At 68.4% G+C, this 26,669-nt stretch carries 25 protein-coding genes and 1 pseudogene; 10 read left to right on the top strand and 16 right to left on the bottom strand.

What is annotated here, in order from left to right; all coding sequences use genetic code 11:
• Window positions 1-215 precede the first annotated feature (215 nt).
• Window positions 216-1,382, top strand: coding sequence for an MBL fold metallo-hydrolase (locus tag Q664_RS12005; RefSeq protein ID WP_084609776.1), 1,167 nt, complete (start codon window positions 216-218; stop codon window positions 1,380-1,382).
• Window positions 1,383-1,399: 17 nt separating this feature from the next.
• Here Q664_RS12005 and Q664_RS12010 read toward each other — a convergent pair whose 3' ends face one another.
• Entirely contained in the window at window positions 1,400-3,775 is a 2,376-nt protein-coding gene (locus Q664_RS12010; protein WP_235216667.1) for a hypothetical protein, read from the bottom strand.
• Window positions 3,776-3,943: 168 nt separating this feature from the next.
• Here Q664_RS12010 and Q664_RS12015 point away from each other — a divergent pair, with 168 nt between their 5' ends.
• Together Q664_RS12015 and trxA are read left to right on the top strand one after the other, a co-directional pair.
• Entirely contained in the window at window positions 3,944-4,903 is a 960-nt protein-coding gene (locus Q664_RS12015) for a LysR family transcriptional regulator (RefSeq protein WP_152622051.1), read from the top strand.
• 175 nt (window positions 4,904-5,078) lie between these two features.
• Window positions 5,079-5,405: a thioredoxin gene (gene trxA, locus Q664_RS12020; RefSeq protein ID WP_043393823.1), complete on the top strand. Its 327-nt coding sequence runs from the start codon at window positions 5,079-5,081 to the stop codon at window positions 5,403-5,405.
• An 18-nt stretch (window positions 5,406-5,423) separates the two neighbouring features.
• Here the strand turns inward: trxA and Q664_RS12025 are convergent, their stop codons facing one another.
• Window positions 5,424-6,395 (bottom strand): FHA domain-containing protein, encoded by a 972-nt coding sequence (locus Q664_RS12025; RefSeq protein WP_043393825.1) that lies wholly within the window; start codon window positions 6,393-6,395, stop codon window positions 5,424-5,426.
• A 262-nt stretch (window positions 6,396-6,657) separates the two neighbouring features.
• On the opposite strand from Q664_RS12025, the gene Q664_RS12030 reads away from it, so the two are divergent.
• The 6 genes from Q664_RS12030 (at window position 6,658) to Q664_RS12055 (ending at window position 11,947) form a co-directional block, all read left to right on the top strand.
• A complete protein-coding gene (locus tag Q664_RS12030; protein WP_043393828.1) occupies window positions 6,658-7,092 on the top strand; it encodes a hypothetical protein in 435 nt (144 codons plus the stop codon).
• Window positions 7,093-7,439: 347 nt separating this feature from the next.
• Entirely contained in the window at window positions 7,440-7,745 is a 306-nt protein-coding gene (locus tag Q664_RS57635; protein ID WP_152622052.1) for a hypothetical protein, read from the top strand.
• Window positions 7,746-7,754: 9 nt separating this feature from the next.
• Window positions 7,755-8,876 (top strand): aminotransferase class I/II-fold pyridoxal phosphate-dependent enzyme, encoded by a 1,122-nt coding sequence (locus Q664_RS12040; protein ID WP_043393835.1) that lies wholly within the window; start codon window positions 7,755-7,757, stop codon window positions 8,874-8,876.
• 145 nt (window positions 8,877-9,021) lie between these two features.
• Complete coding sequence (locus tag Q664_RS12045; protein ID WP_043393837.1) at window positions 9,022-10,518, top strand: DUF7125 family protein; 1,497 nt, start codon at window positions 9,022-9,024, stop codon at window positions 10,516-10,518.
• Window positions 10,519-10,520: 2 nt separating this feature from the next.
• Window positions 10,521-10,889 carry a response regulator gene (locus Q664_RS12050; RefSeq protein WP_043393839.1) on the top strand — a complete coding sequence of 123 codons (369 nt, stop codon included), beginning with the start codon at window positions 10,521-10,523 and terminating at the stop codon, window positions 10,887-10,889.
• 98 nt (window positions 10,890-10,987) lie between these two features.
• Window positions 10,988-11,947 carry an NYN domain-containing protein gene (locus Q664_RS12055; protein ID WP_043393841.1) on the top strand — a complete coding sequence of 320 codons (960 nt, stop codon included), beginning with the start codon at window positions 10,988-10,990 and terminating at the stop codon, window positions 11,945-11,947.
• Window position 11,948: 1 nt separating this feature from the next.
• On the opposite strand, the gene Q664_RS12060 is transcribed toward Q664_RS12055, so the two are convergent.
• The 3 genes from Q664_RS12060 to Q664_RS12070 form a co-directional block, all read right to left on the bottom strand.
• Window positions 11,949-12,917, bottom strand: coding sequence for an Rpn family recombination-promoting nuclease/putative transposase (locus Q664_RS12060; RefSeq protein ID WP_043393843.1), 969 nt, complete (start codon window positions 12,915-12,917; stop codon window positions 11,949-11,951).
• Between the two features lie 116 nt (window positions 12,918-13,033).
• A complete protein-coding gene (locus Q664_RS12065) occupies window positions 13,034-13,534 on the bottom strand; it encodes a nuclear transport factor 2 family protein (protein WP_043393844.1) in 501 nt (166 codons plus the stop codon).
• A 146-nt stretch (window positions 13,535-13,680) separates the two neighbouring features.
• Entirely contained in the window at window positions 13,681-14,472 is a 792-nt protein-coding gene (locus Q664_RS12070; RefSeq protein WP_043393847.1) for a hypothetical protein, read from the bottom strand.
• A gap of 241 nt (window positions 14,473-14,713) precedes the next feature.
• On the opposite strand from Q664_RS12070, the gene Q664_RS12075 reads away from it, so the two are divergent.
• Window positions 14,714-16,519 carry a hypothetical protein gene (locus Q664_RS12075; protein WP_152622053.1) on the top strand — a complete coding sequence of 602 codons (1,806 nt, stop codon included), beginning with the start codon at window positions 14,714-14,716 and terminating at the stop codon, window positions 16,517-16,519.
• 15 nt (window positions 16,520-16,534) lie between these two features.
• Here the strand turns inward: Q664_RS12075 and Q664_RS12080 are convergent, their stop codons facing one another.
• The 11 genes and pseudogenes from Q664_RS12080 to Q664_RS12130 all read right to left on the bottom strand — a co-directional run bounded on the left by Q664_RS12080 (window position 16,535) and on the right by Q664_RS12130 (window position 26,642).
• The gene (locus Q664_RS12080) at window positions 16,535-17,278 is read right to left on the bottom strand and encodes a pentapeptide repeat-containing protein (RefSeq protein WP_084609778.1); all 744 of its coding nucleotides are present in this window, start codon (window positions 17,276-17,278) and stop codon (window positions 16,535-16,537) included.
• Window positions 17,279-17,302: 24 nt separating this feature from the next.
• Window positions 17,303-18,907 (bottom strand): LVIVD repeat-containing protein, encoded by a 1,605-nt coding sequence (locus Q664_RS12085; protein WP_043393850.1) that lies wholly within the window; start codon window positions 18,905-18,907, stop codon window positions 17,303-17,305.
• 115 nt (window positions 18,908-19,022) lie between these two features.
• Window positions 19,023-19,538 (bottom strand): annotated as a pseudogene (locus tag Q664_RS12090) (LVIVD repeat-containing protein); the annotation flags it as partial.
• 253 nt (window positions 19,539-19,791) lie between these two features.
• Window positions 19,792-20,136 (bottom strand): hypothetical protein, encoded by a 345-nt coding sequence (locus Q664_RS12095; RefSeq protein WP_043393851.1) that lies wholly within the window; start codon window positions 20,134-20,136, stop codon window positions 19,792-19,794.
• Between the two features lie 64 nt (window positions 20,137-20,200).
• Window positions 20,201-20,980 carry a hypothetical protein gene (locus Q664_RS12100; RefSeq protein ID WP_043393853.1) on the bottom strand — a complete coding sequence of 260 codons (780 nt, stop codon included), beginning with the start codon at window positions 20,978-20,980 and terminating at the stop codon, window positions 20,201-20,203.
• A gap of 416 nt (window positions 20,981-21,396) precedes the next feature.
• The gene (locus tag Q664_RS12105; RefSeq protein ID WP_052517989.1) at window positions 21,397-23,346 is read right to left on the bottom strand and encodes a coiled-coil domain-containing 22 family protein; all 1,950 of its coding nucleotides are present in this window, start codon (window positions 23,344-23,346) and stop codon (window positions 21,397-21,399) included.
• Window positions 23,347-23,440: 94 nt separating this feature from the next.
• A complete protein-coding gene (locus Q664_RS60800; protein ID WP_043393854.1) occupies window positions 23,441-24,103 on the bottom strand; it encodes an imm11 family protein in 663 nt (220 codons plus the stop codon).
• A complete protein-coding gene (locus tag Q664_RS12115) occupies window positions 24,093-24,614 on the bottom strand; it encodes a hypothetical protein (RefSeq protein ID WP_043393856.1) in 522 nt (173 codons plus the stop codon). Before Q664_RS12115 ends, Q664_RS60800 begins: the two co-directional genes overlap by 11 nt.
• Before the next feature lie 168 nt (window positions 24,615-24,782).
• Window positions 24,783-25,451, bottom strand: a complete 669-nt coding sequence (locus Q664_RS60805) for a hypothetical protein (RefSeq protein WP_043393863.1) — start codon at window positions 25,449-25,451, stop codon at window positions 24,783-24,785.
• Window positions 25,441-25,962, bottom strand: a complete 522-nt coding sequence (locus Q664_RS12125) for a hypothetical protein (protein WP_043393865.1) — start codon at window positions 25,960-25,962, stop codon at window positions 25,441-25,443. The genes Q664_RS60805 and Q664_RS12125 overlap by 11 nt, the downstream gene beginning before the upstream one ends.
• A 44-nt stretch (window positions 25,963-26,006) precedes the next feature.
• The gene (locus tag Q664_RS12130; protein ID WP_043393867.1) at window positions 26,007-26,642 is read right to left on the bottom strand and encodes a TetR/AcrR family transcriptional regulator; all 636 of its coding nucleotides are present in this window, start codon (window positions 26,640-26,642) and stop codon (window positions 26,007-26,009) included.
• Between the last annotated feature and the right edge of the window lie 27 nt (window positions 26,643-26,669).

The following is a 26,669-nucleotide window of genomic DNA, read 5'->3' on the forward strand; positions in this document are numbered from 1 at the left end:
GNGGTATCTGGCCCCGTGTTTCAACCCGTGTCCCCCCGTGTGGACAGGGGGTTCAACCTGGGATGCGTGGCACCCTCACCCCGTCCCTCTCCCGGAGGGCGAGGGGGGAAATGGCCGTGTTGTCAGCGCGGGCTTTCACGGGCGCTCCTTCACGGACATCCCTGAAGGGGCTTAGTGTGGAGGCGACCCGGCGCGTCCGGGCTCGGAGAGCACCGATGACGAGCAGCAAGAAGCGCGGGGCCCTGGCACGTGTGGCGCGGTGGACGGGACTGCTGGGCGGGGTCGCGCTCGCCGCCATCGCCGTCGACGCGTGGCCCGCGCTGGGGAAGAAGGCCCAGGGCGAGCGGCGCGCGAAGATGGAGCGCTCGGCGCAGTGGCAGGACGGCCACTTCGAGAACCCGCAGCCGCTTTACAACGACTGGTGGGGCTCGATGAAGGCCATGTTCGCCGCGAGCCCGTACGTGGGCCCCTCGGAGCCGCTGCCCACGGTGCCCGGAGATCGCCGCCGCTTCGAGACGCCTCCCGCAACGGGCCTGCGCGTCACGTGGCTCGGCCACTCCTCGGCGCTCATCGAGCTGGATGGCCACCGGATCCTCACCGACCCCGTCTGGAGCGAGCGCGCCTCTCCCTTGAGCTGGGTGGGCCCGAAGCGCTGGTACGAGCCGCCCATCGCGCTCGCGGAGCTGCCGCCCATTGATGCCGTGGTCATCTCCCATGACCACTACGATCACCTCGACTACCCGACCCTGGTGGCGATGAAGGACTGGAACACCACCTTCGTGGTGCCGCTCGGCGTGGGGGCGCACCTGGTGTCGTGGGGCGTGCCCGAGTCGCGCATCGTCGAGCTCGACTGGTGGGAGCGCACGCGGGTGCGCGAGCTGGAGGTGGTGGCCACGCCCGCGCGTCACGCGTCGGGGCGCACGGTGCTCGACAAGGACGCGACGCTGTGGGCGGGCTTCGCGCTGCTGGGCCCGAAGCACCGCGCGTACTACTCGGGTGACACGGGCCTGTTCCCCGCGATGAAGGACATTGGCGCGCGCCTGGGGCCCTTCGACGTGACGATGATCGAAGTGGGCCAGTACCACAGCGCCTGGCCGGACTGGCACATCGGCCCCGAGCAGGCGGTACTCGCGCACCGGATGGTCCAGGGCCGCGTCCTGCTGCCGGTGCACTGGGGCCTCTTCACGCTCGCGCTCCACGGCTGGACCGAGCCCATCGAGCGCGTGCTCACGGCCGCCGCGCAGGCGGGGGACGCCGTCGTGGTCCCCCGGCCCGGCCAGAGTATCGAGCCCGAGGTTCCGCCCACGCGCGAGCGCTGGTGGCCGGAGGTGCCCTGGGAGACGGCGGCGCAGCACCCCATCGTCTCCACCCGGGTGGACTGACGCCCTCGAGGAGGGCCTCAGCTCTCCATGACGGCGCGCCAGGCGTCGCCGTAATCCCCGTCGAGGTGGCTCTGCAGCTCCTCCTCGGTGAGCACGCCGGTCTCGAGGGCCGCGTCGATGGCCGCCTTGGCGCCCTCGTAGTCCATGTCGAGCCCGAAGTGGGCGATGGACTCGACGAAGATGTCCAGGGTGCCCTCCTCCTCCATGCGCTCGATGAACCGGCTGGTGTAGGCGGGGTCGTCCTTGTGGTCCTCGCACAGCCTTGCGTACGTGTTCCAGAGGTCCGAGCTGCCCGCGTTCAGCTCGTAGTCGCGGTCCGCCTGCAGGCGCGACTCCGCCTCCTCCCCGAAGACGTCCGGCGCGTTCTCCGTGGCGTGGGCGTAGGCGCTCGGGAAGTTGCCCTGCACGTAGGCGCGCCAGCCGTCCTCGGTGGACGTCGGGTTCGTGCCATCTCCCTGGAGGAGCGGCTTCACGCCCAGCAGGTCCCACGCGAAGTTGGGGTCGTCCTCGGCCAGCTTGTCGATGAACTCCACCGCGTCCTCGCCCTCCATGCCGCAGGCCTTGGCCGCGTCGATGACCGACCCGCCCAGGCCCGGGGCGTCGAACAACACGGGGTGGTTCTTCGCCAGCTCTTGAATCTGCTCCGGGGTCAGCCCCAGGTCGTCCGCCAGCTGCTGGGGCTGGTTGTCTCCGTGGGCGAGCGTCTTCGCCACGTCCGGGTCCATGCCCATCTCCAGGAGGATGGCCTCGGACTCGTTGTCGAGCCTCTCCTGCTCCTCCTTGCCGACGAGCAGCTCGCCGACGGCGGAGAGCACCAGGCCCACGCCCTCGACGATGTGGCCCACGCCGGGGAGCACGGTGCCCAGGCCCGCGCCCACCACGGCGACCGCGTCACCGAAGGCCCGGATGCCGCCGCCCACGGTCGGGTCATCCACGAAGTCCTTGAAGTGGTCCGCCAGGATGACCGCGTTGGCCACCACGCCGAACGCCGGCGCCAGCCGTCCGAGGAACGCCGCCGCCTTCTCGCCCGTCGCCGCGGCCACCCGGCCGGACTCGCCGAGCGTGCGCATGACGTAGGCCGCCAGCTGCGCGCCGCTCCGGCCCGCGCCGGCCAGGTCCTTGACGACGTCACCCCACTCGCCCCGTTGGGCGTCGGTCACCGCGCTCGCCAGTCCGAAGACGACGCCCGCGCCCGCCAGCGCGCCGCCAATCTTGCTGCTCTCCGCCAGCTGGCGCAGCGGCTCCGGATTGCCCGAGGCGATCGCGTTCTTGATGGTCTCGATGCCCGTCTTGATGGCCGCGCCGCCCTTGCCGAGCGGGACGAGCGGCTCGGTGAGCTCCGTCAGCGCCGCCAGCGCGGCCTGGACATCACCGTCATTCTCGGTGAGCAGCTGGCCGGCCACGGTGGAGATGGCCGTCGGGATGACGTCGTCGTTGATCTTCTCCTCGAGGCCCGCGAAGGCGGTGCCCGCCGGCCCGTTCGGATCCTGCGCCTGGGCGGCCCACTCGAGCGCGCCCTTGGCCTCGGGCGAGCCCGCCAGGTCCGTCGCGGCCTCGACGCACTCCTCGGCGATGTCCGGGTTGCCGCGGGCGGCCTCCATCAGCTTCGGGTCGTTGAGGGCGGTGTTCAGCTCGCGGGCGGCGGCGGCCTCGGCGGCGTACTCCTCGGGGTAGCGCTCGCGGAACTCCGCGACGTACTGCTGCTTCTGCTCCTCGGTGAGGCCCGGGCCGAGCTTGGCCAGCTCCGAGTTGAGCTGCGTGTTGAGCTCCTCGGTTCGAGTCTGGGCCTCGTCGTAGGCCTCCTGGGCGTTCACCAGGTTCTGGTGGGCCTCCTCGGGAGAGCTCGCGGCGCGGGTGGCGTCGGTCGCGGCGGTCTGCTGGGGACCGCCCGCGTCCTGCACGCCGAGCGGCTCGTGGGTGAGTCGGGCGAGGGGGGTGCTCCCGTCCAGCGGGCCGAAGGGCGATGCCTTGGTCTGGGTGTCAGCGGAATAGGTGTCCGCGATGCCCGTGGCCGTGTTGCGAGCGGGGCCGGCGAAGGGCAGCGGCCTGCCGGCGTCGCGAGCGGTGTCATTGGCGTGCTGGATGGCCTTCTGCGCGGCCTTGCCGAGCTCCCGGGCCTGCGTCTCGGCCAGGAGGACCTTCTGCTCCAGCTTCGAGCCCTGGACGTTGTTCTGCCCCGCCGGCTGCTTCGTCTGGGAGAAGGACTGGGCCTGGAGCTCCGAGCGGGCCTGCCGGGCCGCGGCCGCCGCCTCCCGGGCCGCGCGCAGGGCCTCCGCCGCCGCCTGCCGGGCCGCCTCCGCCGCTCGCTGCGCGGCCTGCTGCGCCGCGTCAGTCGTCGACGTGCTCGACGTGGAGGGGGTCTGGGGAGGGCTGCTGGTGGTGCGGATCGTCATGGGGGATCGTGCTCCGGAAGGGCGCGGCGGTGGGGACATTCTCGCCGCTCGGGAATTATCGGACGGACCGGAGGAAGGTTGCTATCCCCCCTGAGTTGCCTGGCGCGAGACCCCGAGGCGACGTGAGCGGGGTTGAACCCGCGTGGAGGGCGCATAGGCTGGCACCCCGTGTCCCCGACCCCTCCGTTGCTGGATGACATGCTCGTGTTCGCCGAGGTGGTGAGCGCGGGAGGCATCACCGCGGCGGCGGCGCGGCTGGGGCTGCGCAAGTCGACGGTGAGCCGCAGACTGGCGGCGCTGGAGGAGCGGCTGGGGACGCGGCTGCTCGAGCGCAACACGCGGCGGTTGCGGCTCACGGAACCCGGGCGCGAGTACCACGCCCACTGCGCGAGGCTCGTCGCGGAGGCGCGGGCGGTGAACCAGGCCGTCAGCGAGTCACGGGGCACGCCCCGGGGCACGCTGCGGGTGGCCACGTTCTCGCTGCTGGGCGAGCTGCTCACCCCGGTGCTCTCCGAGTTCCTCCTGCGCCACCCGCAGGTGCGCGTGCAGTTGTCGCTCGCCCAGGCACACGTGGACCTCATCGCCGAGGAGTACGACCTGGCGTTGCGCACGGGGCCGCTGATGGACTCGTCCATGGTGGCGAAGCAGCTCGGGCACGTGCGCACCGGGTATTACGCGAGCCCGGCCTACCTCGGCCGGCGTGGCACGCCCCAGTCGCCGGAGGCACTCGAGGGCCACGAGTGTGTGCTGATCGCCGAGCCGGGCACGGACGAGGTGTGGTTCTTCACGGGCTCTCGAGGCGCGCACACGGTGCCGGTGAGTGGGCGGTTGCAGGTGCCGAGCGTGCGCGCCGGACATGCGGCGGCGCGAGCGGGACTCGGACTGGTGCGCCTGCCCACGGTGCTCGTCGCGGACGACGTGCGCGCGGGCGTGCTCGTCCCGGTGCTGGAGGCGGTGACGCCGCCGGGCCAGCCCCTCTACGCCGTCTACCCGAGCAGCCGGCAGCTACCGCCCAAGGTGCGCGCCTTCCTGGACATGCTCTCCGAGCGCCGCGCCGCGCTTCCGTGGGAGGCGAGCGCCGCACCACCGAGCGCTTCGAGGTCGGCCTCCCGGGCGCGTTCTTCCTGAACTTGTCCGACAGTTGGACAAGTTGTGGAAGACCGGGCCCGGCGGGGCTCTTCGCGGAACGATCCATTGCGTGGTGGGCTCTCGTCGGCCCGGGCCGTCGCCGTTAAGTCTTTCCGTGAGCGGTGGGGCGAGGGCCATGGAGGCCAGGACGCACCCGCCCCGAGAGGGACACGCCATGACCACGGACATCATCGACCTGAGGGACCCGGACTTCCGCCGCGAGGTGTTGGAGGCGGAGGAGCCGGTGCTGGTGGACTTCACGGCGCAGTGGTGCGGACCGTGCCGCGCCATGAAGCCGGCGCTGGAGTCGCTCGCCTCCGAGTTCAAGGGCCGGGTGAAGGTGGCGCGGATCGACGTGGACGACAACCTGGTGACGGCGCAGGAGTATGGCATCCGCTCGATGCCCACCCTGCTCTTCTTCAAGAAGGGCAGGGTGGTGGGGCAGATCGTCGGCGCGGTGCCGCGGGGGAAGCTGGCGAGCGCGTTCCAACAGGTGCTCTGAGGCGAGGGGAGCGCGCGGCTACGCGTGCAGCCGGCACCAGTGGAGCAGGAGCTCATCGCCCAGCTCGAGTGAGTCGGAGTCCTCCAGTGGCGTCGTCTCGATGTGCGAGGAGCCGCGCCAGGTGCCATTGGTGCTGGCGGTGTCGATGGCCAGCAGGTGCGTGCCCACCTGGACGAGGAGCAGGTGCACGCGGGAGATCTGCCCGAGCTCCGCGAGCAGGATGCCGCAGCGCTCGTAGCGGCCCAGCAGCACGCCCTGCTCCAGACGCTCGAGGGAGACGCGGTGCCGCTCCTTCTTCTTCTCGCTCTCGAGCCGCAGCTCGCCCCAGGCGGCTCCGGGGCTCTCGTGTTCGCCGAGCAGCAGCCGCAGCGGGCCCAGGCGGACGATGTTCGTGTAGTCGCCCCGCTCCTCGGCCAGCTGGCTCCGGATGTGGCGGAGGCGGGGGGCTCCGGGGCTTCGCCGGTCGATGAACTGGCGCGGGGGGAGCGCATGCCAGGCCTGCTCGGCGCGCTCGGGCCAGGGCGGCTCGGAGGGGCCGAGGGTGGGGAGGAAGAGGAGCGCGTACTCGCCCACGGAGGCGTAGAGCAGCCCCTGGGCGCTCACGGCCACGTTGGGTTGACCGTCCTCGGTGAGGAAGGGCTGCTCGGTGTTGAGGTCCCACAGCCGGATGACGGGGGCGGTGCCGGGCTCGTCGGACTGCGCGTGCAACACGAGGTGGCGCAGGGACACGCCGCCGGACGTGAGCCGGAGCCCGCATCCGGTGTGCCGGCCGATGACGAGGGAGTGACCAGACTCGACGATGACGGCCTCGATGACGCGTGCGTGGCCATCCACGGCCACGGCGAGCACCGCCGGACGCCGGGCGATGTAGGCCAGTCCTCTCAGCCGGTCATGAGCGGAGATGAACGCGTCATGCGCATCGAGTGGAGACAGGCGCGGCATCAGCTCGCCGAGCGCGGCGACGCGTGTCCTCTCATTGGTGTCCGGCATTGATGAAGCCCCCCCAGCGGAGGAGGAGTCTACTTGGAGGGGGGAGTCGTCCCGGTGAGACAATGGGCGACTGACGGGAAACGTACGATTCCACTCCTACGGAGCGCTTTTGAGAAGTTGCATATCGCGAGGCCTGGTCCTCGTGGCGGGGCTTACCTCATCCACCTGGGTTCATGGCCTTACGTTGATCGTTGCTTCGCTTGTCTGCGGCGGGTGCGTGAACGCGACTCCGGCTCCGGCCGTGCGTCCAGCCGGGACACCGATGAAGACGAGCTGTCCCGCCTCCATCGAGCTGCCCTCGGTCGAGGAGTGCATCGAGGAGGCGGCGAGGATTGAAGACGAGCTCCTCATGAGCTGCATGATCCGGCAGTGCAGCACCCTGACGGTGACCTGTGGCGAGTGGAGCCGGCAGAAGTGTAGGGAGCAGAGTGCGCGAGTCGGCAATGCCGTGCTTGCGTTCACGTATGTCCCCAGGCCGGGAATGCTCAATCGGTTCTATCCGGTCAAGGAGACCCACTGGTGTGAGGACCCGGCATCGCGGGAGTGCATCACCCAGGTGGTCATCCACGAGCTGGCGCATTCATGTGGCTGGGACCATGGGCAAGGTCACAACGTTCCCGGCAACGACCCCGACAATGAGCCCATTCCCGAATGCGCGTGTGGCGACGAGAAAGGCACGAGGACGTCATGCGAATGAGCCTTCTTGGAATCGGGCTTGCTTCCCTGCTCCTGCTGGGGGCCTGTTCGGGGTTCCCCTTCTTTGGGACGCGAGCCTCTTCCTCGTCGAGCCGGGAAGCCGTCAGCGACGCTGGTACTCAGCTTCCTTCTCGCGTCATCATGGAAGTTCAAGACATCCAATACGATGGGTTCAAGATTTCGGCGCGAATCCTGGTGAGTCCCGAAGGGGGCTCCTTGCGCCTGGACAGACGGCTCATTCCGAGCGTCGATGTGAGCATTGGGCTCTTCGCGGATTGTGAGCGTGGGACTGTGCCGTCCATCCACACGGAGCGCTTCTTCCCTCCCCAGAATCGGGCGGAGAACCTCATGGTCCTCGAGCCTGGCTACTGGTACGGCACCACGGTGCACTTCATGCCATTCGATGACCACTTCACTGGAATCGGGCCGGAGTGCGTCGAGGCCACCCTCCGTCTCCACGCATTCGACGGCGGAGTCGTGGTCCGCGAGCGCATCCGGGCCGTGCGTCCTCCCTCGCCGGACGGGGGCGCGCGCAAGGACGGATGGCCGGAGATCGACTGGGACGCGCTGCTGGATGGTGGCACCCAGGAGGACGGTGGCACCCAGGACACCCCGGACGCGGGCTCCCTGGCAATCCCACCCGGCTCGCGGTAGCGAGCTGCCATGCGGATTCCGGATTTCAAGCTCGAGCGGTACTTCGCGAAGTGGGAGTTCAACGCGTCCTACCTGCTGTGCTCCTCGGACATCGAGGGCTGGCGGATGAGCGAGCTGCTCGCGCTGGCGGACGAGGACGGGCGCGAGCGCTGGGAGCGGTTGTCGCTGGGCTACACCGAGTCCACCGGCCTGCCGGCGCTGCGCGAGGAGCTTGCCCGCCTGTACCCCGGGCTGGAGCCGCGGCACGTGCTGACGTTCGGCGGGGCGCAGGAGGCCATCTTCGTCCTGACGAACGTGCTGCTGGGGCCGGGAGACCACGCGGTGGTGACGTGGCCGGGCTACCAGTCGCTGTACGAGGTGGCGCGAGCCACGGGCGCCGAGGTGTCGTTGCTGCGGCTGCGCGAGGAGGACGGCTGGACGCTGGACCTGGAGGCGCTGAAGCGCGAGCTGCGGCCCCACACGAAGCTGCTGGTGGTCAACTTCCCGCACAACCCGACCGGAGCCCTCCCCGGCGCGGCGGCGTGGAAGGGCCTCTTCGCCCTCGCCGAGGAGCGCGGCATCCACGTGCTGTCGGACGAGGTGTACCGGCTGCTGGAATACGACCCGAAGGACACCCTGCCCGCGGCGGCGGAGCTGTCCGCACGCGGCGTGAGCCTGGGCGTCATGTCCAAGGCCTTCGGGCTGGCGGGGCTGCGCGTGGGCTGGCTGGCGAGCCGGGACACCGCCCTGCTGGAGCGCTGCGCGGCCTACAAGGACTACACCACCCTCTGCAACGCCGCCCCGAGCGAGGTGCTCGCCCTCATCGCGCTCCGGGCGAGGGAGCGCGTGCTGGCCCGGAGCCGCGAGCTCCTCTCGCGCAACCTCGCGGTGCTGGATGACTTCTTCGCCCGGCGCGCGGACACCTTCCGCTGGGTGCGCCCGGCCTCGGGAAGCGTGGCGTTCCCGAAGTTGTTGAAGGACATGCCCGTGGTCGACTTCTGCCAGCGGCTGGTGGAGACCGAGGGCGTGCTGCTTCTACCCGGCGACGTGTACGACTTTCCGGGCAACCACTTCCGGCTCGGCCTGGGCCGGACGAACATGCCCGACGCGCTCGCGCGGCTGGAGCGATTCTGCGACGCGCTGGGGCGCTGAGCACCTCCTCTCCGCGCACTCTGTACGTCGCTCGACAGATGGACGCGGCCTCGTGGTACCTGGAGCCCTGGTGCGCGAAGCCGGGGTCCCGCGTCGGGATGCCCATGGTATGGACGGTAGCTGGCCTGGAAGGAGCAAGGGCGAGATGAGCGAGTCGAACACGGAGCGGCCTCAAGACCGGATTCCCACGGGGGTGCCCGGGCTGGACACCGTCCTGCACGGCGGTCTCCTGCGCCGGGGCGTGTACATGTTCCAGGGCCGCCCGGGCGCGGGGAAGACGATCCTCACCAACCAGATGTGCTTCCACCACGCCGCCCAGGGCGGCCGCGTCCTCTACGCCACGCTGCTGGCGGAGACCCACGAGCGCCTGCTCTTCAACCTCGAGCCGCTCACCTTCTTCGACACCTCCCGCATCCCCGAGCAGATTTCGTACCTGAGCGCCTTCGCCACGCTCGAGGAGGGCGGCCTCAAGGGCCTCATCGAGGTGCTCCGGCGCGAGGCCCGGGCGCGCCAGGCCACCCTGCTCGTGGTGGACGGCCTGGTGACGGTGGAGGAGAGCGCCCAGACGAAGCGGGACTTCAAGAAGTTCATCCACGAGCTTCAAATCCACGCCAACCTCGTTGGCTGCACCATCCTGGTGCTCACCAGCTCCAGCGAGGACTCGGTGGGGCCCGAGCACACCATGGTGGACGGCGTCATCGAGCTGTCGGACAACCGGTGGGGCCGGCGGGCGGAGCGCGAGCTGGAGGTGAAGAAGTTCCGGGGCAGCAGCTACCTGCGCGGCGGCCACGCCTTCCAAATCACCGACGACGGCATCGTCGTGTATCCGCGCATCGAGGCGCTCCTGGAGAACCCCTCTCGCAAGGACCCCTGCAAGGCGAACCGGGTCTCCACGGGCATTGCCCCGCTGAACACGATGCTCCACGGAGGCCTGCCGTGCGCCTCCACCAGCGTCCTCTTCGGCCCCACCGGCGCCGGCAAGACGACGTTCGGGCTGCACTTCCTCGACGAGTGCAGCCAGGAGGAGCCCGGCCTCCTCTTCGGCTTCTACGAGACGCCGCCGCGCCTGCTCCTCAAGGCCCGGGCGTTGGGGCTCGGCCTGGAGAAGAAGCAGAAGCAGGGCCTCTTCGACATGATGTGGCACCCGCCCACCGAGCGCATTCTCGACGCGCTCGGCAACAAGCTCCTCGAGACCGTCCGTGCGCGGGGGGTGAAGCGGCTCTTCGTCGACGGGGTGGATGGCTTCCAGCAGTCGGCGGCCCACCCCGAGCGCATCGGCCACTTCCTCGCCGCGTTGAACAACGAGCTGCGGGTGCTGGGCGTCACCACCCTCTACACCAGCGAGCTGCAGGAGATGTTCAGCCAGCAGGTGGTGCTGCCCATCAGCGGCATCTCCAGCCTCGTGGAGAACATCTTCTTCCTGCGCTTCGTGGAGCTGCACTCGAAGCTGCACCGGATGCTGTCCGTGGTGAAGATGCGCGACAGCGACTACGACTCCTCCCTCCAGGAGTACCGCATCACGCCCCGGGGCATCGAGCTGGCCGACACCTTCCAGGGCGCCCAGTCCGTCCTCTCGGGGGACGCGAAGCCGCTCACCCCGCCCAGACGCAAGAAGGCCCTACGCAAGAAGCGGAGCCGGTAGCCGTGAAGACGCTCCTCGTGGTGGACGATGAGGTCGGCATCACGGAAGCGCTCAACGACTTGTTGAGCGAGGAAGGCTTCCACGTGCTCGTCGCGCCCAACGGCAGGGTGGCCCTGGAGCGCGTGGCGGAGGAACGGCCGGACCTCCTCCTGCTCGACTACATGATGCCGGTGATGGATGGGCGCGAGGTGCTCCTGGCCCTTCAGCGCGACGAGGCGACCCGGGACATTCCCGTGCTCCTGATGAGTGCCGTGCCCCGCTCGAGCCTGCCCCCGGAGTGCAAGCCCACCGCCTTCCTGCGCAAGCCCTTCACCATCGACCGGCTGCTCACGGAAGTGGGCCGGTTGCTCGGGGGCCCGGCGAAGCCCTGAGCTCCCGCGGGGAACACGCGGGAGCTCATTGAGTGATGGACCCGGGAGCGCGGGTCATGGATGCTGGCGAGGCCGTCCCGGGTTGGGAGTAGAGGAGGATGGCACCCACCCGTGAGGGCTTCTTGGAAAACAACCAGCACCGCATCGCGCTGTTCCTCGACTTCGAGAACCTGGTGACGAACACCGGGTTCACCGCCGGCAACTTCGACCTGCAGCCGGCGATGGACCGGCTGCTGGAGCGGGGCAAGGTGGTGTTCCGCCGGGCCTACTGCGACTGGTCACGCTTCAAGGAGGCCAAGGGCAACCTGCACGAGTTCGGCGTCGAGCTCGTCGACGTGCCGCCCTCGACGCGCTCGGGGAAGAACGGGGCGGACATGCGCCTGGTCATCGACGCGCTGGAGCTGTGCTACGCGCGCGAGCACATCGACACGTTCGCCATCGCCTCGGGAGACAGCGACTTCTGCCCGCTGGCGTACAAGCTGCGCGAGAATGGCAAGCAGCTCATCGGGCTCGCGGTGAAGGAGGCGACGAGCCCCCTCTTCGTGAAGGCGTGTGACGAGTTCATCTACCTGCGGCCACGCACGCGCGCGGAGAAGGACAAGGAGAAGCGCGCCCAGGAGCAGGAGGAGGCCGGGAAGGGCCGCGGCGGCAAGCACGGCAAGGGGCACGGGGAGCGGCAGGGGAAGGAGCAGGCGCACGGGCCCAAGGGCAAGGCCGAGGGCTCGAAGGCCGAGGTGCCGGAGAGCGTGGTGGAGGTGGTGCAGCGGCTGCTGGCGAGGACGACGGGGACGCTCAATCCGTCCCTCATCAAGGAGGCGTTGGTGCGCAAGGAGCCGGACTTCGACGAGCGCGACCACGGCTTCTCCTCGTTCACCAAGCTGCTGTCGGCGCTGGAGCACGAGGGGGTGCTCAAGCGGGTGCAGCAGGGCCGGCAGTGGTACGTGGTGGCGCCGGACGCGGCGCCGCTGGAGCCCACGCCGGGCCGGGGCCGGTCCGCGCGTCCGTCCGTGGAGGAGGACGAGGAAGAGGTCTACCCGGATCCGGTGGACGACTTCTGAGTCACGCCTCCAGCACGTCCGAGAGGCTGTTGGCTCGCAGGGCCCGCTCGAACCAGCGGTTGAGCGTGGCCATGCTCCTGCATTTCAGGATGCGTTGGCGGGACTGCTTGTCCACGCGCAGGCCGCGAAGGGTGAGGAGCCGAAGCACCACCTCCGCCAGTTCTTCCCGCCGTCCCTCGGCCCGGAGCCGCTGACCCTCCGTCCACATCAGTTCCTCCACGCGCTGTTCCCGCATCAAGCAAGCTAACACCTGCCGGGTGACTTTTCCAGTCGCCCTCGTCCCGCGTTCCCGAAGGTAGTAAACGACTGCCTCCAGCTCCTGTTCTCCCGCTGGCGAAGCGTGGACTTCCCTGAACAGGTCTACCTGTTGCATCAGGCGCCTGTTCAACTCCCGGGTGCTCGCCAGACGCAGCAACACCAGTGCGAGTCTCACCAGGGGCGGGCAGGCGAGCGTCTTCAATTCCCGCTCGCTCCGGGTCATCAGGTCGTACAGCACGTACTCCAGGCGCAACAGGTGCTTCAGCCACCCCTCCCGTCGTGCCTCCTTCAGGGGAACCTTCAGCAACTCCTCCACGCGCAGCGGTGCCGTCCAGGGCCCTCGAGGCCCGTGGTAGAGCACCACCGGGACGATGAGTGGCGGGGCACTGCCGCGCCGGTGCTGCCGCTCCCACCAATCGAGCAGGCGTGACACGTACTGGCGCATGCGCACCGCCATGCGTCCCTCCACGCGGGATTGGTGCTCGAGGAGGATCAAGGCCCGCCGCGAGCCGCCGCGCAGCCGGACCGAGAAGAGCAGGTCGCTCCGGCTCTCCCGGATGGCGGTGTCCACGATGGTGGGCGACTGACTTCGCAGGGTGGACCAGTCCACCCGGGCGGCGAACCCCGGGGGCAGCAGCGTGTGCAGCAAGGCCGCCGCCCGCTCGGGGTGCTCCAGCACGTAGCGGATGAAGCGGTCGTGAGGTCCGGACATGGCCCACTGCTCGGAGCACGAGCCGGGCCAATGCCGCTGGAGAGGGAATCACGCTCCGGGCACCGTCCACGCGGGTGGAAACCGTCTCCGCGCGAATCGTCCGGACGAGTGCGCGGCTACTTGCCCTTCTTCCCGGTGCGCTTCTTCTCGTGGGCCTCGATGCGGTTCTTGAAGTCGTCCATCAGGTCGTTGGGGATGGGAATCGAGAGGTTGTACTGGGCGATCTTCCAGGTGTCTCCGTCCTTCACGAGCACGCCCGAGCCGCGCGCCGGGCCCATGTTGGGCGTGGAGAGCGCCTCGTCGAACCAGGCCACCGCGCCGTCCTTCGAGAAGCCCACGTGGCGGGACACCGAGGTGAAGCTCCAGGCCTTGCCCTTGGAGAAGTAGGGCTTCGCCCAGGCGCGGAACTCGTCACGCGTCCAGCGCTCGGTGGCGTCCGTGCCGAGGTAGACGGCGTCGGACGTGAAGTGGCCGAAGTAGCGGGCCTCGTCCGCCTGGGCGGCGGCCTTGTGCCAGTCATCGAGCACGGCGTTCACGGCGGCCGTGGGCGTGGCGGGAGTTCCCGTCGCGGGCGTGGCGGTCAGCAGGGCGAGACACAGCAGGGTCAGGGTGGGCATGTCGGGCTCGGAGTTGGACAGCGTGTGGTGTCGCCAGACTTGTCCAACAGTTGGACAAGTTCGTGAACAACGCGCCCGGGAGGCGGACGGCACCCGAGCGCGCGATGGACGCGGAGCGGGGCGGATACACCCACCCCTGAATTCGTTCACTGCTCGAGCGAGCGCGGCAGCGGTGGGGACGCCATGGAGGCCGTGAAGCATTTGCCCTGGTACTCGTAGAGGTCCTCCGGGCATGGGGCCTTCAGCTCGTGCGGCACCCAGCAGGCGCCGATGAGCTCCACCTCGATGCGGGGCTTGCAGGGCGGGCGCCGCTGCCCTTTGTAGGGCTTTTGCGGAAGAGGACGGGCGAGCACGCCCCCATCCTGATCGGTGTTCCAGATGGAACCACTCGTGGGGAACGGCTCGGTGTCCGTCGGTACCTCCTGTGGGATGGACGCGGACGGGGTGCTCGCCCAGGGCTCCGTGCTGACGGGCGGTGGGGACACGGAAGCCAGATGGAGCAGGGCGAAGGCCAGGGCGCCCACCGCGGCGGCTCCCGCGAATGCCAGTCCCCGGCGCCACCCGAGACGAGGCTCCTTGTCCTCGGGGAGGGCCCGGGACATGAGTCCCACTGCGTCGCGCACCTCCTCGAACAGGGACACCAGCGCCTCCGCGGAGTGCCTGTCGGGAGCGGCGGCCCAGCGAGAGTCCTCCACCTCCAGTGCCACGTAGCCCGGTGAGGCCGAGGAGGTGCACCGCACCCGCCAGTCCTTCAGCGGCGCTGTCCCGTGCCCGGTGGAGGGCACGAGCACCAGGGCCTTCGCCCCGCTCGCCTCGTGCGTAGCCCGGTAGAGCCCGCCCAGGCCGTGCGCGTCCTGATCCACCTGCTCGTGGAGCTGGTACGGCCCCATCTGCGCCAGCTCCTCCCCACTCGATTCGGACTTCTTCCCCTCGTCCACGTGTGCTCCTCGCTGGCCTCCGCACCCGCGCGAGGCCCGAGGTCCCTGTCTGCACCGGGCCGGGCCACCGCTCCAGGAGCTACACGGTGGCTCCTGCGAATCCTACTGAGCGGGTGATAGCCCCCGGCATACCTGGAGCGTCTTGCCCTTGGCCTTGTCGGGGAAGGTGTGTGGGTGCGTCCCTTGTCGTCGTGTGCCGGGTGGAGGATCGTGGAGACGCTGTCCAGGAAGGAGACCCTCCATGGCCCCGAATCTTTCGTCTCAGACGGCTGGGCGCGTCGCACCCGTGCCCCAGAAGCAGACCGCCCGGGATGTCATCAACATCGTGGTCATGGTGGGCGGCACCGTGGATCCGATCAACAGCGATCCCAAGGCCCGCTCCGCCAGCTACCGCAACCCCAAGGTTGCTCCGCCGCCGGATCCGAAGGTGAACAACGATTCGGACTGGTATTGGGGGAACAACAAGTTGCTCCGCGAGGAACTGGAGAAACTCCAGAAGAAGTACCGCAACCTGCACCTCTTCGTCGCCCATGGGTGGACCGGCGATAACTCGCCCACCAACCGGCGCATCGCCGGGGCCTACCTCGCGGACCGGTTGTGTGGAGCCAATGGAGAGAAGGCCTACTACCAGGGCTACCTCCACAGCGAGGTGTCCATCCACCTCATCGGCCACTCTCACGGCGGCAACGTCATCAACGAGTTCACCCACCGGGCGGCCACCTCCAAGCAGTGGCCCAAGAAGTGGAAGATCCGCAGCATCACCTATCTGTCCACGCCGTTCTTCAAGCGGCTGCACCCGGTGGACACCGGCGCCTTCCACAAGGACTGCCGCATTCTCAATGTCTACTGCAAGTACGACCTGACCCAGCGTGTCATCGCCGACTTCTCGCTCTTCCCTCTCAATGACGTGCTCAAGCAGGTCCGCGCCTCCGAACTCATGGAGCGCATCGCCGAGGTGAAGTTCGACACGGGGCTCCTCCAGAGCGCCATGCTGTCCGTGGATGTGCAGCTCACCGGGAAGAAGTGGTACGTGCCCGACCCCAAGCTGCTGATGGACGCGGAGGAGGGCAAGAAGCTCTACGACGGGGTGCTCGCCACCTTGAAGCAGATCCACGCCGTGTTCGACAAGGCGCGGGAGATCATCGACAGGTTCAACCAGGGCATCGACTACCCGGTTCCCAAGGAGCTGGACGCGAAGCTGACGAAGCATCGCCAGGTGATGAGCAACACGCTCGCCTCGAAGTTCCGCTTCCGGTTGGACCAGATCGAGCACGGGCTGGACAAGACGGAGAAGGCCTTCCAGGCCCGCCGCAAGAGCGGCAAGTTCCCGCATCAAGGTTTCTTCGAGGACCTGCACGTCACCGCCTTCCTCATGCCGCTGGTCCAGTTCCTCTCGGTGGATCGCTCCAGTCTGAGGGGGCCGCTGTGGGATCTCGTGTATGAGTTGCTCAAGGATCAGATCCACGAGTTCGACAACACGGAGACCACTCCCGCCGCCCAGCTCCGGGGGACGCCGTTCGCGGCTCGCATCGTGGACCTGCCCATCACGGAAAAGGACACGTTCTTCGGCCTGGGCAAGGATGCCGCGTTCAACAAGTTCATCTCGCGGCTGGAGGGCATCGAGGACCGCTTGACGGAGTCCCTCTCGCAACAGGCGGTGATGGATCTGCTCTTCACGCTCATCGCCCAGATGGAGCCGCTGAGGACCGCGGTGTCGAAATGGGCGACCGCGGTGGACTGGTACGAGGGGATGTTGCGCAGCCAGGCCTGGGTGAAGTCGAAGCTGGGAACCCAGACGGATCAGGACAAGCTGGTGCTGCGGTTCGTGCAGATGCTGGAGAGCTATGCGCTCATCTTCAAGGAGCGCGACTGCGGGCAGATGCAGGTGAATGACCCCCGGTTGAAGCAGGAGGAGGGCGAGCCTCTCGTGGGCAGCATTCCCTACTTCGCCATCAAGGCGCACTCCACCAGCCGAAAGGAGTTGTATCCGAAGGTGAAGGCGGCCCTGGAGGGCCAGTTCGATACCTTGCCGCGGGCGGGGCGCTGAGAGGCCGCGTGCCGCTCACCGGGGGCGGGTGGGAATGCACCGCCCCACGGAGCCCTTCGCGCACTTGCTGTAGTCAGTCCAGGTGGCGCCCGACAGCCGCGCCTCCGCGAGGTCCGCCCCTTCCAGGTTGGACAACTCCAGGTTGGCGTCGCGCAGATCGGCGCCTCGGAGGATGGCCCCCTCGAAGTTGCAATTCGCCAGCGTGGCGGCTCGCAGGTTGGCTCCCGAAAGGTCCGCGCGCATGAGAAGCGCGCCTCCGGCGGGGACGTCGTAGAGATACCTCTTCTCGGAGCGGCGGTAGGGCCCGTCCGGCCCGTGCAGGCCGCTCTCCTCCAGGTTGATGCCGCGCAGGTTGGCCCCCTCGAAGTTGGCGGACTCGCGGGTGACGGCGTTGCGCAGATCCACCCCTTCCAGGTTGGCTCCCTGGAACTGTGTGCTCCACAACCGGGTATCGTCGAGCCGAGCCCCTCGCAAGTCCGCTTGCCGCGCATCAGCCCCCTCCAGGCCGGCGGCTGTGAGGTCGGCATTGCGCAGGCGCGCGCGAGCCAGCTTCGCGCCCGACAGCTTCGCCCCCTTGAGGCGAGCGCCCTCGAGGTCCGCTCCCTCCAGCGAGGCGTCCGTGAGATCGCACCCCTCGCACTCGCGCGTTTCCAGCAGGCGCCGGACGGTCTTCTCGCGCTCGCTGAGGCACCCGGAGAGGGTGGGGCCCAGCAGGAGGACGAGCAGGAGGAGCCAGCCGGGGCGCATCGGGTGTCGCATGGCCCCGGAGTCTACCCCGAGGGCTCACTTCTCGCGCAGCAGCAGCAGCCCGCGCGAGGAGTCCACCACGTAGATGTAGCCATCGCCGGGGACGCGGATGCCCATGGCGCCATCGAAGTAGTCCCCCCGGCCCGGGTCGCTCTCGCGCCAGGTGTTGTAGTACGCCACCTGGGTGGGCTGCGTGGGGTTGGAGACGTCCAGCACGCGCACCCCTTCCTGGTACCAGGCGACGTAGAGCTTCCTGCCCACCAGCAGCATGTTGTGGATGGAGATGGGCGCGCGGAGCTGGAACGAGCCAATCTTCACGATGTTCGCCGGGTCCGTGACGTCGAGCACGCGCAGGTGCTCGCCGGGGCCCTCGCCACCCTCGAAGGCGAGGGTGCGGCCGGCGAAGGTGCCCACCGCGTTGTGGTGGCTGTACTGCATGGGGTACGTGAACGTGCCGAGCGTGCGCAGGTCATTCGGGTTGCTCGCGTCCACCACCATGTAGCCGCGGAAGGCGTAGTTGACGTAGAGCTGGTCCCCCACGGCGAACATGTCGTGCGGCTGCCCGGGGTAGGGCGCGTAGCGGTTGAGCGTCACGGGCTCCAGGGGCGTGGTGACATCGAAGAGCAGCACGCCCGAGTTCGACGCGGCGTAGAGCCGGTTGCCCTCGACGAAGACGGTGTGGACGTTGATGGCACTGCTTCCGCCAGGCAGGTTGCGGATGAGCTTCGGGTCCGCCGGGTCGCTGATGTCGAAGAGGAGCACGCCCTTGTTGGCACTGGCCACGTAGAGCGCGTCGCCCTTGGCCCACACTCCGTTCCAGTAGGAGTCGCCCGGTATCTGGACCGTCTTCACCTTCACGGGCGCGGCCTTGTTGCTCACGTCGAAGACGGTGAGGCCGCCGGGCTTCGAGGCCACCATGGTGACGGAGACGACATAGGCGTGGCCCTTGGTGACGTAGATGTCCACCGGGTAGCCGATGTCCACGCGGCTCTCGGAGACGAGCTCCAGGCCCGAGGCCTCGCTCTCCCCGGCGCGCCAGGTCAGCCGGTCGGACTTGACGGTGGACGTGGAGACGCGCTTGCCGTTGCGGCAGAAGGCGTAGCAGCCGGTGAGCTCGGGCGCCTGGGGCGACTCACAGGTGACGAGCGCCGTGCGGCGCGTGCCCCCATCCGCGAGGGAGACGTGGTTCGTGTACAGGCGGACGTTGCCCTCCCGCTCCTCGGTCATGGGCAGGCTGCCGAGAATCGGGGTTCCCCCATCGTTGGGGAGCTTGAACGGTATGGCGTTGATGAAAGGGGGGTCGCCGGCGGCCGGGCCCTCATCGCGGGTGGTCAGCAGGTAATGGCCCTCGGTGCCCGCGTTCACGAGCGAGTCCGTGTCGCACGCCGAGAGGTCGAACGTGCTCAGGTCACAGGCGCCATTGTCGGGAACGAAGGTGCAGGCCGAGAGGCGGCCCGGGCCGCTCCAGTTGCCCGTCTCCTCGAGCGGAACGTAGCTCCCATCCCACTCGTAGGGTGTGGAGGCGTCGGGCTCTCCGGTGGACGCGTCCGGAGGGTCCGTGGGGCCCGAGGGCGGTGGGCAGCCGAGGAAGGTGAGGGCACTGGCGAGCAGGATCATCCGGCGGGGGTGGGTCCAATTCATGGTGCGCGGCTCCGCATCGAGAAGAGACGCGCCATGCTCCCGGGAGGCATTCGCCCTGTGCAAACCCGGGCTTCATCCGGCAAGTGTCAAGCCTCCCCCCTCGTCTTCTGTTGGCTCACTTCTCGCGCAGGATGAGCAGTCCGCGCCAGGTGTCCACCAGGTAGATGAACCCATCACCGGGGATGCGGATGCCAATGGCTCCCCCGAAGTAGACGCCGGGATCCTCATCCAGCTCGCGCCAGGTGTTGTAGTGCGCCACCTGGGTGGGCCGCGTGGGATTGGAGACGTCCAGCACGCGCACCCCTTCCTGGTACCAAGCGACGTAGAGCTTCTTGCCCACCAGCAGCATGTTGTGGATGGAGAGCTCGGGGCGGAGCTGGAACGAGCCGATCTTCACGATGTTCGCGGGGTCGGTGATGTCGAGCACGCGCAGGTGCTCGCCGGGGCCCTCGCCGCCCTCGAAGGCGATGGTGCGGCCGGCGAAGGTGCCCACCGCGTTGTGGTGGCTGTACTGCCCGGGGTACGTGTAGTTGCCGAGCGTGCGCAGGTCATCCGGGTTGCTCGCGTCCACCACCATGTAGCCGCGGAAGCCGTAGTTGACGTAGAGCTGGTCCCTGTCGTGTGGCACCCCAGTTCATCGATGCGTGGCGCGCCTTCATCGACAAGCACCAGGGCGTGCGGACGCAACTGGCCCCGAATGCCCCTCCCCCGGAGGTGGCGCTGGCTCCCCTTTCGCGTGGGGCTCTCTTACCCCCCTCAGGACGACCGCCATCGAGCCGTGCTCGTGTAGTCGCTTGGTTGCGCTCGCTCCGGTTGTGCTCGTCCTGCGGTACCTGCGCAGAGGTAGGGACGGTTTCACCCGCTCCACTTCCGTCCCGCTCGACTCAAGATTTCTTCTCGTCGCCAGGAACTTGGGCAGAAGGTAGCGGGAGCGCATCCTCTGCCAGATCCTTCGTCTGCTCCGTAGGGGTGAGGATCGACAATGCCCCTTCGACGAGGATGCGCACCTGAAGGAAAAGTGCGGGCGGGCAATGGCCGTGGCGTACTCTGAGATGGTCCAGGCGAACGCTGCGCAGTTGAGTCGCGTAGAAGAACGTATCCTTGTCCAAGCCGAGTGCCTTCCCCGCAGCCGACTTGCCCGGCACCTCGATAACAGCGTACTCGGCGCGCTTGGTACCGGTGCCGCACAGGACGATGGCCCGCCCCTGGTCAGAGATGAGGCGGACCACGATGGCTGGGTGCGGCTTACCTCCGATGTCCACCCAAGCAACACCGCGCTCGCGCAATTGAGGCTTAGGAGGAGGCGGGGAATATCGGCTCACCCGATCGCTTCGCAGCTTCGTTGAACCGCACGTATGCTTCCTGCACGGCCTGCGCGCTTTTCAGAAGGCCGCGCAAGTCCAGCCGCTCCTCAGGCGGAAGAATACCTGCAGGAACCTCGGTGCCCGTCAGCGCCGTCATGAAAGCCAGGACACGTCGGCTCTCCCTTGCGAGCAATTCCGCGATAGCAAGCCCCAGCCACCGCTCTGCGGTGCGCTGCTGGAAGCGTAGGGCGCCTACGGCGAGGCTGAGGGGGTTGAGTCGGAGCCCTGCGAGCAGTGCCTCGGCAACGGGAGGGGGAACATCGGGCGCACTGACGAATGCGAGCGGATCATCGCTCACAATGCTGGGCACACTGAATGCCGGCATGGCAGTCGTACCAGCAAACATGCGGCTGATGCACCGGCTGGTTTCGAGTAGATGTCGATGGAGGTGGCGCAAGGAGGGCACTGCGGCAGGCCCGAGCGCTTGGGCAAAGCCCAGGTTGGCCACGTCCTCGTCTGTGATTTCTTCGAGTTCCGCTACGATAGTGGGGAAGTGCTCGACTGAATAGACTGCGAATGCGCCCTGATATGCCGTGTAAAACTGCGGGTCCTCAAGGACCGCGTCGACCCGGGCGACGAGGTCATCCCGGCTATCCGCCTCAAGGATGTAGGTGCCGAAGGTTCCGGTGAGTTCGCGAACGCGCTCAAGCAGCGCACGTTCCTCAGGGGTCAGTCTCTCCCGCGTCAGGAAGGAGAGAACGAACTCCACGAGTTCGAGCAGGCCTCCACCCGAAGGGAAGGGGAAGGTCGAAGGATGGCCCCAGAGATCGACATGGATATTGACAATATACAGCGGACGAGGACAGCAAGCACCTGCGTTATCGTCGAGTGTGTCTACCTGCCCTGGATGCCTACATGCATGGGGGCTTGCCCTCTTGAGAGGGCTGGCCGCAGGAGCCCGTGTTTGTTTGCCAGAGGGCATTAGAGGTCCCCATCTGGAGGTTTCTTGTGGGGCAACGGACGCGTCCTCATCGCAGCTGATGCGGACGTATTTCCCTACGTAAATCGCCTGGGACTCTCGATGCTTCGAAACTCGTCACTTCTAGCTGGTCGAACCACCGCCCGGGCATTCATCAAGGGCCAACAGCAAGGCTGATGGCCGGGTGGCCAAGCTGCAGCCCGGCTTCACCGCGAGGCGTCGGGACGGAAGCGCCGCTCGATGCGCGAGCGCAGCAGCTCGAGGACTTCCTTCTCGGAGGTGCCGGCCTCGGGCGCCAGCTTCAGGGTGATGGCGCCCCGGGTGACGAGCGCCTCGGGCTCGAGCGCCTTGCCGCGCTGCTCGAGCCGCAGGTGCGCGGGCGCCAGCTCCACGCCGTAGGGCTGGAGGTACAGGTCCACGAAGCGCTGGAGGAGCTGGGCGGTGGTGAGGGTGTCGCGCTCCTCGGGGAGGAGCTGGAAGCCGAGGGTGGTGCCTGCGAGCCGCACGCCCTGCTCGACGAGGGTGCCGAGCCGTAGCGCATGGGGCAGCAGCGCTTCCTGGCCCTCGGAGCGGCTGTAGAGCCAGTAGCTCTTCTGAACGTGGGCGCACAGCGGGCACAGCATGCCGTTGAGCTCGTCGAGCCCGCGGGTGCGCAAGAGGTGCTGGAGGAGCACCTCCTCGCCACAGCGCTTGCACTGCTCCTGGGGGCCGAGGACGGCGAGCACGGAGCGGCCGCGCTCGGCCACGTCCTCGCGCTGGAGGGCCAGGGGCACGGCGGCGAGCAGCTCGGCGTCGCGCAGTTGGAGGCCGAAGCGGACCTCCTTCTTCATCACGCGCATGCCGAGCTCCAGGTGGCGCGGCAGCCGCGTGAGGGCCTGGTCGTAGGTGGGCGCCTCGGGCATGTCCAGCTCGCGCAGCAGCTCGTAGCGCTCGGCCCAGGCCTCGGTGGTGTCGAGCCCCGGAGGTGGACGGCCGGCGGCCTCGGCGAAGAAGGCCATGAGGGTGAGGGCCACCTGCCAGGGCTCCTGGGAGACGGCGTCCTCGAGGCGGCGGGCGAGCTCGCGCGCGGCGGGGGTGGCACGCTGGCGCTCGAGGCGGAGCACGCCCTGGCGCACCAGGGGGCTCTCCTGGACGGGATCGAAGGCGCGGAGCTTCCGCCCCTTCACGTTCTCGGCGAGCGTGGACATGCGCTTGTTCCTCAAGGAAGTCAGTGTGCGCGCGGCGCGCTCGAGCTGGCGCATGCGGGCGCGGGCATCCTGGGCGAGCCCTTGCAGCTCCTCGTCCATCTCCGCGCGCGTCTCGGCGAGGTAGTCCCGGCCCTCGGCCTCGCGGCGCCTGGCTTCTTCATGGAGGCGGGCGGTGGCGGTGGAGCGGAGGCTCTCGCGCTGCTGGCGCAGGGAGTGGACGGCGGTGGAGAGGATGCGGATGCGGCGCTCGAGGTGGGCGAGGCGCTCGTCGTCGGTGAGGTGGCCGGGCGCGGTGTCACCGGCGCCCACCTTGGCGGCGATGAGCTCGAGGGTGGTGCGGTCACCGGCCTCGTAGGCCACGTTGACGCGGGCCATGAGGGCGTCGAGCCGCGTGCGCTCCTCGTCCGACTGGGCGAGGTCCGGGTGGAGCAGCCGGGCCAGACGGCGGTGGAGCCGCTTGAGGGCCACGGCCTCGTCCTCGCGCTCGGCCTGGAGCTCCTCCTCGGAGGGGGAGTCGTCCTCGGGGGGCTCCTCGTCGTCGAAGGTGTCCGCGTCCTCCTCGTCGTCGAAGGTGGCGCGCTTCGAGGGCTCCTCGGGGGACTGGCGCGCGGAGGTGCGGGGTGGAGCGGAGCGCTCGGAGGGCCTGCGGGGATCAGCGGAGGGGAGTGCGGGCTGCTCGAGGAGGCGGGTGAGGGCGGAGGCGGCGTCCTGGAGGTTGCGGAGCCGGCGCAGGAGACGCTCGGAGCGGCTGACCTCCTCGAAGGAGGCGGAGAGGGAGTCCTCGTAGGCGCGGGAGAAGCGCTCCAGCTCGAGGGCGAGGGAGTCGAGCTCGGTGTCGAGGGCGTCGATTTCCGCGAGGAGCTCCTGGAGACGGAGCTCTGCGCGGCGCAGGGGCGACTCCTCGGGGGGAGGCGCGACGCGGAGCAGGGCCGACTCGGGAGCGAGCGGTGCTGTCGACGAGGAGGACATGGCGCGGGGGGAACCAGGGTAGCGCGAGGGCGGGGTGATCGCCCGTAAATGTCCCGAGCGCAAGTAGACGCCTGCCCGCCCTGGGGGCGGGCGGCTACAGCTCGGGCCGGAGCGGTCCGAGTCCCATCGGATCCCAGGTGTACTTCTCGGTGGGGATGAGCTTCATGTTCGTGAACTGGTGCCGCTCCACGAAGCGGACGAAGCGCTCGGAGACGATGGGACTGCCGGGCATGCCGCGGGCGAAGAAGACATCTTCTCCGCGCCACTGCTCCAGGGTGAAGCCGTGAATGGCGGGCACGTTGGTCTCCCGGCACCAGTCGCAATCGATGGGCTTGTGGCGCCGGATGCGGCTCCTGGCCTCATCCACCGCCGCGCCGCCGAAGACGGGGACGGTGTGGAAGTAGGGAGGGGGGAGCTTGGACTGGGCGCTGCGCCGCCGGGTGCGCACGCGAACGATTTCCACGGGTTCGAAGTCGCTCAGCCCGGTCAGTCCCTCGGCGCGGAAGGCCTCCACGAAGCGGGCGGAGACAAGGTAGTCGTCGCCACCTGCATCCACGAAGTCTCCAAAACCCTCGCGATAGAGCATCAATGCGCCGCGACGTGGCGGCAACCAGACGCGCATGCCGATGAATGAGCCGCAGAGATGGCACCGCGGGGCTTCGCCGATGGGGCCTCCTGTCCTCTCGAAGTCCGTGTCGTGACTGGAGTCCATGGCCCTGTCGAGGACGAAGAAGCGGGGACGAGCGTCAGAAGCCAAGGGGGAACCTCTTGAGCATGTCGGGGCGGTTGTAGATGGAGCGCAGGTAGGCCTCGAACTCGCTGGCCGTCACGGACCTGTACTGCTTGAGCCATTTGACGACTTCTTTGTCTACCTTCCGGTGCCATTCCTGATAGCCGCAATGTGCCTTCTCGTCCACGGCCCGTGTGACGAAGCGGGGATCCCGTGGCTCGTAGACGCCCATGAGCGTGGGATGCTTATCGAGCTCCTTGAAGATGGGCTTGGAGATGATGTGGTGCAGTTGGCCCGTGCAGGCGGGTGGCTCGGGCGCCTCGGAAGCTGCCTCGGCGGAGGCCCCTGCTTCCTTGGCCACCTGTTCGTCTTCCGCAGCCTTCAACACCCGGAGCGCCTGGGCGATCTCGGCGGCCTTCTGGGTGTCCAGGGCCGCGCAGCCCGTGGGCCTACCCTGCTTGCAATCACAGATGGCGGTGGAGTCGACCGGTAGGCAGGGAAGCTGCGTCGCGACGATCAGCAGAAGGACTGAGAGCATGCACCCGAGGCTAGCAGCCTGCTCTCAGATGGACCCGACTCCATTCAGCCGCGCGGGCGCTGTGCCCCCTTCATCCCCGGCAGCCCGTGGAAGAAGGTGGTGATCAGCGTCGAGGCCAGGTACTCCAGCAACTGCTAATAGACGCCCGCCTGCCCTGGGGGCGGGCGGTCAAAGCTCGGGCCGAGTCGGTCCGAGTCCCATCGGATCCCAGGTGTACTCCTCGGTGGGGATGAGCTTCATGTTCGTGAACTGGTGCCGTTCCACGAAGCGGATGAAGCGCTCGGAGACGATGGGACTGCCGGGCATGCCGCGGGCGAAGAAGACATCTTCTCCACGCCACTGCTCCAGGGTGAAGCCGTGAATGGCGGGAACGTTGGTCTCCCGGCACCAGTCGCAATCGATGGGCTTGTGGCGCCGGATGCGGCTCCTGGCCTCCTCCACCGCTGCGCCGCCGAAGATGGGGACCGTGTGGAAGTAGGGAGGGGGGATCTTGGGGGCGCTGCGCCGCCGGGTGCGCACGCGAACGATTTCCACCGGGTCGAAGTCAGACAGCCCGGTCAGTCCCTCGGTGCGGAAGGACTCCACGAAGCGGGCGGAGAGGAGGTGGCCACTCCCGGGTCCCTTGATGTAGTCCCCGAACGCCGTGCCATACAGCGTCAGCTCGCCGCGCCGTGGTGGCAGCCACGCTCGCATCCCAATGAAGGAGCCGCAGAGATGGCACCGTGGGGCCTCGCCAGCCTCGCCAATGGTCCTTCCACTCCTCTCGAAGTCAGTGTCGTGACTGGAGTCCATGGCGTTCTTGAGCACGAAGAAGCGGGGAGGGGCGTCAGAAGCCAAGGGGGAACCTCTTGAGCATGTCGGGGCGGCTGTAGATGGAGCGCAGGTAGGCCTCGAACTGGCTGGCCGTCACGGACCTGTACTGATCGAGCCATTCGACGACTTCCGCGTCTACCTTCCGGTGCCATTCCTGATAGCCGCAATGCGCCTTCTCGTCCACGGCCCGGGTGACGAAGCGGGGATCCCGGGGCTCGTAGACGCCCATGAGCGTGGGATGGTCATCCAGCGCCTTGAAGATGGGCTTGGAGATGATGTGGTGCAGTTGGCCCGTGCAAGCGGCTGGCTCGGGCGCCTCGGAAGCTGCTTCTGCCGAGGCTCCGGCTGCCTTGGCCGCCTGTTCGTCTTCCGCGACCTTCAGTGCCCGAAGGGCCTGGGCGATCTCGGCGGCCTTCCGGGTGTCCAGGGCCGCGCAGCCCGTGGGCCTGCCCTGCTTGCAATCGCAGATGGCGGTGGAGTCAACCGGCAGGCAGGGTAACTGCGTCGCGACGATCAGCAGAAGAACCGAGAGCATGCGCCCGAGGCTACCAGCACGCTCTCAGTTGGAGCCGGGTCCGCTCAGCCGCTCGGGCGCTGTGCCTCCTTCATCCCCGGCAGTCCGTGGAAGAAGGTGGTGACCAGCGTCGAGGCGAGCACGTCCGCCTCTGTTCCCTGGAACCCCGGGCAGGTGAGCTTCAAGCTCACGATGCCGTGCACGCCCGCCCAGAACACCTCGGCGAGCTGTCGCGTGTCCGCGTCCGCCGCCAGCCGCCCCGCCGCCTTCAACTCCTCGAGCGGCTGCACCAGGAACGCGAAGGCCTTCGCTCCCGCGTCCTCCTTCCCCTCGCCGAACAGCGCCGTGGTGAGCTTCGGATCCTCCATGAAGATGAGCCGGTACGTCTCCGGCTGCTCCAGTCCGAAACGCACGTAGGCCCTCGCCGCCGCCGTCAGCCGCTCCATCGGCTCCTCCACTCGCGCCGCCGGTGCCAGGTACTCCAGCAACTGCTGGAAGCCGCGCACGCTCAGCTCCCGGGCTATCTCGTCCCGGTTCTCGAAGTGCAGGTACAGCGTCGCCGGCGCGTACTCGATGGCCTCGGCCAGCTTGCGCATGGACAGCGCCCCGAAGCCCTCGCGCACCACCATCTCCCGCGCCGCCTTCAATATCCGCTCGCGCAGCTCCGCCCGCTGCCGCTCCTTCCGCTCCGAAATCCCCATACCTCCACTGTAGGACTTGACTCCGTG

Origin of the sequence: Archangium violaceum Cb vi76, assembly GCF_000733295.1 — a bacterium.
In the GTDB taxonomy this organism is placed as follows: domain Bacteria; phylum Myxococcota; class Myxococcia; order Myxococcales; family Myxococcaceae; genus Archangium; species Archangium violaceum.